The sequence below is a fragment of the Pseudomonadota bacterium genome, from assembly GCA_016927275.1.
Classification (GTDB): Bacteria; UBA10199; UBA10199; order 2-02-FULL-44-16; family JAAZCA01; genus JAFGMW01.
The window spans coordinates 1-6,891 of sequence record JAFGMW010000027.1 but is presented as its reverse complement, the minus strand read 5'-3'; the positions used below and the strand labels follow the sequence as shown (position 1 = coordinate 6,891).

General features: G+C 62.2%; 5 protein-coding genes. 3 read left to right on the top strand and 2 right to left on the bottom strand.

Annotated elements, in window-relative coordinates; all coding sequences use genetic code 11:
* Positions 1-111 precede the first annotated feature (111 nt).
* Positions 112-513, bottom strand: a complete 402-nt coding sequence (locus tag JXA24_01645; protein MBN1282462.1) for a hypothetical protein — start codon at positions 511-513, stop codon at positions 112-114.
* Positions 514-595: 82 nt separating this feature from the next.
* Here JXA24_01645 and JXA24_01640 point away from each other — a divergent pair, with 82 nt between their 5' ends.
* On the top strand, positions 596-979 hold the full coding sequence (locus tag JXA24_01640) for a hypothetical protein (GenBank protein ID MBN1282461.1): 384 nt from the start codon (positions 596-598) through the stop codon (positions 977-979).
* Here the strand turns inward: JXA24_01640 and JXA24_01635 are convergent.
* Entirely contained in the window at positions 973-1,407 is a 435-nt protein-coding gene (locus JXA24_01635) for an NYN domain-containing protein (GenBank protein MBN1282460.1), read from the bottom strand. The genes JXA24_01640 and JXA24_01635 overlap by 7 nt on opposite strands.
* Before the next feature lie 136 nt (positions 1,408-1,543).
* Here JXA24_01635 and JXA24_01630 point away from each other — a divergent pair, with 136 nt between their 5' ends.
* Both JXA24_01630 and JXA24_01625 read left to right on the top strand, forming a co-directional pair.
* Positions 1,544-4,876, top strand: a complete 3,333-nt coding sequence (locus JXA24_01630; GenBank protein ID MBN1282459.1) for a HEAT repeat domain-containing protein — start codon at positions 1,544-1,546, stop codon at positions 4,874-4,876.
* Positions 4,877-4,956: 80 nt separating this feature from the next.
* Positions 4,957-6,612 carry a nucleoside kinase gene (locus JXA24_01625; protein ID MBN1282458.1) on the top strand — a complete coding sequence of 552 codons (1,656 nt, stop codon included), beginning with the start codon at positions 4,957-4,959 and terminating at the stop codon, positions 6,610-6,612.
* Positions 6,613-6,891 lie beyond the last annotated feature (279 nt).

Genomic DNA, 6,891 nt, shown 5'->3' with positions numbered 1-6,891 from the left:
TGACCAACTGAGCTACTCCGGAGTATGATATTTTAAAAGAACGCTAAATCTTCCCCAGGCGACGTGCCTCTCTAGCATCCCCTGTGGGCGGTGTAAAGTGCCGGCTGGCGGCTATTTCATGACGTTCGGCAGGCGGTCGATGAACCAGCGGCGGTTGACCATAACCCCGCAGAACCCGGCGAGGGCGACGATCGCGCCGATTGAGTCGGACAGATAGATGGAGCGGTGCATGAGGAACGCCATGCTGATCCCGACGAGGACCTGGGAGATCTGCCTGCGCATCGCCAGGGCGACCAGTGCCGCCAGCATGGGGAGGGTCACGGCGACAGCCTCGGCAAGCATCGGCGCCCCGACCCTCTGCAGCCCTGCTATCATGAGCAGCTTCGGCATGAGCGAATAGACAGCATAGAGGAGGCCGGCCCATGCGATCCAGATGCCGAGGGGTTTCCCGGCGACCCGGGAGGTCATGGGCCTGGCGAGCGATCGGATAAGATGCCTTGCGCGGTCGGACATGCGGCCATGATATCCAGGCGAGACCCCTTTACAAGGAATTAATTCAGCGTATATCCTCGCCGCCCATTCAAACGGAGGGGATATGCCGAAGCTAGAGCAGATACAGAAGAGGGCCAAGAGGATGATGGACGATGGGCTCAAGCTCCTGCGCGCAGGCATGAGCGAGGCCGAGTACATAGCCGGCGCCGCCGCCGAGTCGGCGAGGCTCCACATCGCATCTAGGAGCGACCGCATAGACATCTACAAGGCGCTGCACGAGCTGGGGCTCAAGGTGTACCAGGCCGCCTCGAAGGACCCCGGCCTTCGCGAGGTGAGACTCACCGACGCCATGATGAAGGTGGTAAGCAGGGTCGCGGCGCTCGAGCGCGAGGTGCGCGCCTGCGAGTCCAGGATCTCTAAGCTCACGATCACGAAGAAAGCGGGAAAGGCACATGGCAGGCAGGGCGGCCACAGGGCGGGTCAGTAGGCCAGCTTCACGCCCGCCTCCATCGCGCGGTCGAGCTCCCCGGGCGAGGCGACGAACGCGCCGGAGCCTATGGCGCAGTCCCGAATGCCCATGTCGTCGGTCACCAGTATCACGTCGCAGGGATCTTCCAGCCGTTGCCTCGCATGCCGCCTGAGCAGCCTCTCTATCTCGAAATCGGCGGTTTTGCCCCTCTCAGAGAAGATGACGTCCACGCCGGCGAAACGATCCGTCCCGCCCGGCGAGTCGTGGTCAGGGGGCCTCGCCCCTCCGTCGAACACGACCGTGATATCGAAACCGGTCTTTGCGCCGTACTCCTCGAGCGCCAGAAGGAGCGCAAAACGGCCCTCTTCGAGCCCCTTTTCCTCGGCAGAGAGGAAACGATCGATGCGCCTTATCACGTTGTAACCGTCGACTATGAGCCTCGCCATGGAAAGGAATTTATAAATAGTTGATATCATTTGTCAATTGGTTACATAAGGAGGAGAGAAACCCCGCAACTTTTCCAGGGGAAAGCCGATAATAACATTGTAATGCCACAGGTGTATAGAAAGCGGGGATGCGCGGATGTCTGATGTGAAAGTCGCAAAGAGGGTCCTCGAGGAGTTTGCCGACGATCTCGGACGGCTCACCGACGAGGAGTGCGTCGCGTTCATCGCGGAGGGCGAGCTTACGGATCGTCAGTGCAAGGTCCTTCAGCATGCCCTCGGATACGGCAAGGACTCGTTTCTGATGCCCGCGGAGATCGAGGCGATGAGATCGGCAGGCCTGTCGACCAAGTTCATAAAGGAGATCTCCAACTCGGACGGCAGGAAAGCCCTCCGCATCCGCGCGGCATGGCTCAGCGACTTCTATCTCAAGGCCAATGTCTCCAAAGGGGATCGACTGAAGGCGAGGGCGGAGATCCTCGACATCGGAGCAAACGCGGTGGAGTCGCTGTCGGCGCTGGTGAGGATCCTGCTCGAGGACGACGTGGCGGCGGCGGCGGGTGCAGCCGGCGTCCTGGGGAGATTGGGCCCCGCGGCAAAGGATGCGGTGCCTGCGCTCTCAAGTCTCATAATCGACAAGATGCCGATAACTGCCGAGGCGGAGCGCACCGGCGAGTTCGACCAGAGGGCCATCGCCGTTGGCATTGCCAGGATAAACGCGGTCATCGCCCTGGGTGAGATCAGGGAGGAGAGCGGCCTGCGCGCGCTGATCAAGGCGCTGAGCGACGAATACAAGGGGATAAGGCCATACGCGGCGGAGGCGATAGGAAAGGTGGGCGAGGGGAAGCCGATTCAAGGGCTCATCAAGGGCGCGATCTACGACCTGATCCTCGTGTCCCAGGACGACGATCCCAAACTGAGGGATGCGGTCAAAAACGCCTTCGCGGTGATGAAGATTGAAAGGCCCCTCATCGTCAAGTGGCTCATCGCGATACTGGAAAGCCAGAAGGAGAGCGAGGTCCACAGGGCCTACGCCGCGCGGGCCCTGGGGAGGCTCGGCAAGGATGCGGCGAGTGCGGTGAACTCGCTGAAGGAGATCGTGACCTCGGATCCCAGCATCAGGCTCAAAGAGGATGCGGCCTACGCCCTGGTGGACATCGGCACCGAGGAGTCATTGCGCGCCCTCAAGGCCGCCGGCACCAAGGAGAGCGTCTCGGCGCTGATAGAGGGGCTCTCCTCGGAAAATGTCGGCGTGAGGAGGGCCTGCGCGTTTATCCTCGGGCGGATGGGCAGCGCCTCGGCCGCTGAGCCGATCATCGAGCGGCTCTCAGATCAGGAGGAAGACGAATCGGTGAAGACGCGTTGCGCGGAGGCCCTGGGATACATAGCGGACCAGCGCGCCGTGCCTGCGCTCGTAGCCGCGCTGAGCGCGGACAGCAGCGCGGTGGCCGCCGCCTCGGCGCGCTCTCTCGCGAACATAGGCGCGGAGAACATAGGGAAGTACGCGGACAAGGCGGTTGGCCCGCTCATCTCCCTCTTCAAGCGCAACGAAGTCGATGCCAAGATCGCCTCGGCCCACGCCCTCGGCAAGATCGGCCGGAAGGCCAAGAGTGCCATGGATACGCTTTCGGAGGGGCTGACCCATGCCGATAAAGACGTCTACGAGATGACGACGATAGCGATGATGAAGATAGACGCGCCCAAGGCATACGTCGAGATAAAGGGCCTTGGCCCCCAGTCCATCTATCTCATCCCGGTTCTGAGGAAAGGGTTGGCCAGCGACGACCTGTCCGTGAAACGCGCCTGCGCGCTCCTGCTCTCCCAATATGGAGCGGACGCCTCGAGCGCCGTGCCCGAGCTGGTGCGCGAGCTCCAGTCGGCGACCGGCCTGCTCAGGGAGACCATGATCTTCGTCATCGGCGAGATGGGGCCTTCGGCGAAAGATGCCCTCGATCAGCTGATCGAGATCTGCGAGAAGGGGAATGAAAAACAGAGGGCGGAGGCGATAAAGGCCCTCGCCCGCGTCGACGAGCTGTCCCCCTCCTCGCTACCCCGCATATTGTACGCCCTGAAGGACAGGTCCAAAAAGGTGAGAAAGGCCGCCGAAGAGGCGCTGCGCTACGTGGACGGCGACACCCTTGCATCAAACTTGGTCGCGTGCCTGACGGAAGGAGATACGGACGCCGCAAAGGCCGCCGGCCATCATCTGGCCGGCATGAAGGACTCTGCGGCGAAAGCGGTGCAGCAGCTGCGCGTGGTGCTCAGGGGCGACTTTGCCGAGAGGATGATAATTGCGGCATATGTTCTCGGCGAGATCGGAGGGCCTGCCGCCGAAGCGGCGCCTGAGCTTCTCGCAGCATCAAGGAGCGGCGACGACACCCTTGCGAGGGCGGCCGGGATAGTCATCGACAAGATGCCCGATGACGCGTTGATGCCGGAGCTTGCGAAGATAGCTTTGGACAACGGCCAGGCAGCGGGGATTCGCATCGCGGCGATCGAAAGGCTCAGGACCATAGCGGAGCGAAACGGCGAGGCGGCGGTGGCGCTGGCAGGCGCCCTTGCGGCAAACGACACGGCGATCCGCAAGGTCGCCTTCAAGGCGCTTTACGACCTGGCCGGGAAGGCCAGTCCGGCGGCAGCTGCGCTGCAGGCCCTTTCGGTGTTCGATGACCCGCGGGTGCGGCAGGCGGCGAAGATCCTGATCGAGAGGATCGGCGAGCCGGAGGAGGCGAAACCTGCGCCTGCAAAGCCTGAACCGGCCAAGGGGACATCGGCAACTCCCCCGCTGAGCACCGATCTTGAAAAGCTTGTCGCGGATCTGGGCAGCCCGGATTTCAGCGCAAGGCTCAAGTCCGTTCAGTCCTTGTCCAAAATGAAGGGCGAGGCGGCGAAGGCGGTGCCGTCGATCTCAGATCTCCTCGCGCACGAGGATGCGGATGTGAGGAAGGCGGCGGCGTTCGTGCTGGGTTCGATAGGGCCCGACGCCTCTTACTCTTTGCCGTACCTCTACCGGGCGATGAGATCGGACGAGGATCAGAATGTGCGCATGAAGTGCCAACGATCGATCGACAAGATAGTCACCGACGACTTATCCAAGCAGACGGTGAAGGCGGTCGGCTCGAAGGACCCCTTGATCATGGAGCTCGGCATATACGTTGTTGCGAAGATAGGCCCCTCTGCCGCAAAGGCCACTCCGCAGCTTCTCAAGGCGCTGCAGGGCCCCGATGAGCGAATAGCGGAGATGGCAGCCAGGGCCCTTGGGGCCGTCGGATCCGTCGAAGCGGCAAAGGGGCTGGCTTCCGCCGTGCCCAAGGCAGGCATCATGGCCAGGGTTGCCATCGCGAAGGCCTTGACAGCCATGGGGCCCGAGGCGCAGCAGGCCGCGAGGGTTGTGCTGATCAAGATTTCCGCCGGCAAGGACCCCGACGCCGGGAAAGCGGCCGATTACATATTGAACAAGATCGGACAGTGACTCGTTCGGCCTGAGCCCACCTGTGTCCTTGTCCTGAACCCCTCCATCTGTTATTAATGACCCCTATCATCGGAGCGGCCATGACAAAAAAGATCAGCGTGCACATCAACGGGAAACCCCTGTCGGTTCAGGCCGGAGTCAGGGTCGCGGACATCCTGGACCAGGCCCCGCACACCGGGCGCTTCTCTCCGCTCGGCGCGGTCATAAACAACCGCACCGACGGCCTCTACTACCGGCTCAACACCCCCGCCCATATCGAGACGATCGACCTCTCCCGCCGCGAGGGCATGGACATCTACCGTCGCACCGCGTCCACCATAATGTACGCGGCTATCTCCGAGATAGACCCGGCTGTGAAGGTGGTGGTCGGCCAGTCGATCGCAAACGGCTACTTCTTCGAGGTGCGCGGCAGGGAGGTGGACGACGATTTCGTCCGCGAGGTCGAGCGCATGATGAGGGAGATAGTCAAGTCCGACATATCGATCGAGTCGGAGTGGACCACGGTCGAGGACGCCATAGACAGGTTCACGAAGAGGGGCGACGACTCGGTGGTCAAGCTCCTGTGGCAGCACCGGCAGTCCGAGGTTCCGCTGGTGACCCTCAAGGGTTACTGCGGTTACGCGCACGGCCCGGTCGCGTTTCGCACGGCCCTCATCGACATCTTCAAGCTGAGGAGCTACGAGCACGGTATAGTTCTCGACTTCCCGAGCGACAGCGGGAAGCTCACCGGAAACGAGAGGCCGGAGACCAAGCTGTTCGCGACATATCTCGAGACCAAGAGATGGAACAAGCTCATCGGCACGGAGAACGTGGCCGACCTCAACGAGGCCTGCAAAGGGGGCGCCGTCGCGGACTTCGTCAAGGTCGCCGAGGCCCTCCACGAGCGCAAGATCGCGCAGATAGCGGAGCAGATCGCGTCCATGCCCGACAGGAAGCTGGTGCTGATCGCGGGCCCGTCCGGCTCCGGCAAGACCACCTTCTCCAAGAGGCTCGCGATCCACCTCAGGACCCACGGGATCGAGCCGATCGCCGTCTCCATAGACGACTACTACGTGGACCGCGAGGTCACGCCGAAACATCCGGACGGCACGTACGACTTCGAGTGCCTGGGGGCGCTGGACATCGCACTGTTCAACGAACAGATCGTGAGACTTCTGAACGGTGAGGAGGTGCGCGCGCCGCACTTCTCCTTCCCGCTCGGCAAGCGCGACCCCATAAAGACCAGGAGGATGAAGCTCGGCAAGGTGCAGGTCCTCATGACCGAGGGGATACACGGCCTGAACGACGCCCTCACGCCCAACGTGCCGGCGAAGAACAAGTTCAAGATATACGTGTCCGCGCTAACGCAGGTCTGCCTCGACGACCACAACCGCATATTCACCACGGACACGAGGCTCATACGCAGGCTCGTGCGCGACAGGCTCTTCCGAGGGACAAAGCCCGAGGAGACGATCGCGCGCTGGCCGAGCGTTCGCGCCGGGGAGTGGAAATACATATTCCCCTATCAGGAGAACGCGGAGGTGATATTCAACTCGGCGCTGCCCTACGAACACTCGCTGCTCAAGCCGTACGCGGAGCGGTATCTCGCCGAGGTCCCGCGCGGCCACCCCTCCTTCCTCGAGGCCTCGCGCCTGGTCCGCTTCTTCTCGTTCTTCACCCCTGTGCTCGAGATGGAAGTCCCGGGCAACTCGATCATCCGCGAGTTCATCGGCAAGAGTGCGTTCAAGTACGGATAGAGGCTGAGAAGCTGAAAGCTCAGAAACTGAGAAGCGAAGAAGTTCAGACGCACCGATTTGACGGAGCGGCTCAGCGTGCTCTTCTCGCTATCCCTCCTCGCCTCAGACGCCGTCTCGTCGGGGGCTTTCGTCGGCCGGTATTTATAGGCTGCTGAATCCGGCCTCCTCGAGCCACGCTGCGAAGAGCACGTTGAGCCGCTCCGCTTAACTGTGTACTCGTTTTTTCTTCCGGGCCTCGATGACCTTCAGGTTCCCGCGCAGCCCGTAGTCGAAGGGCCG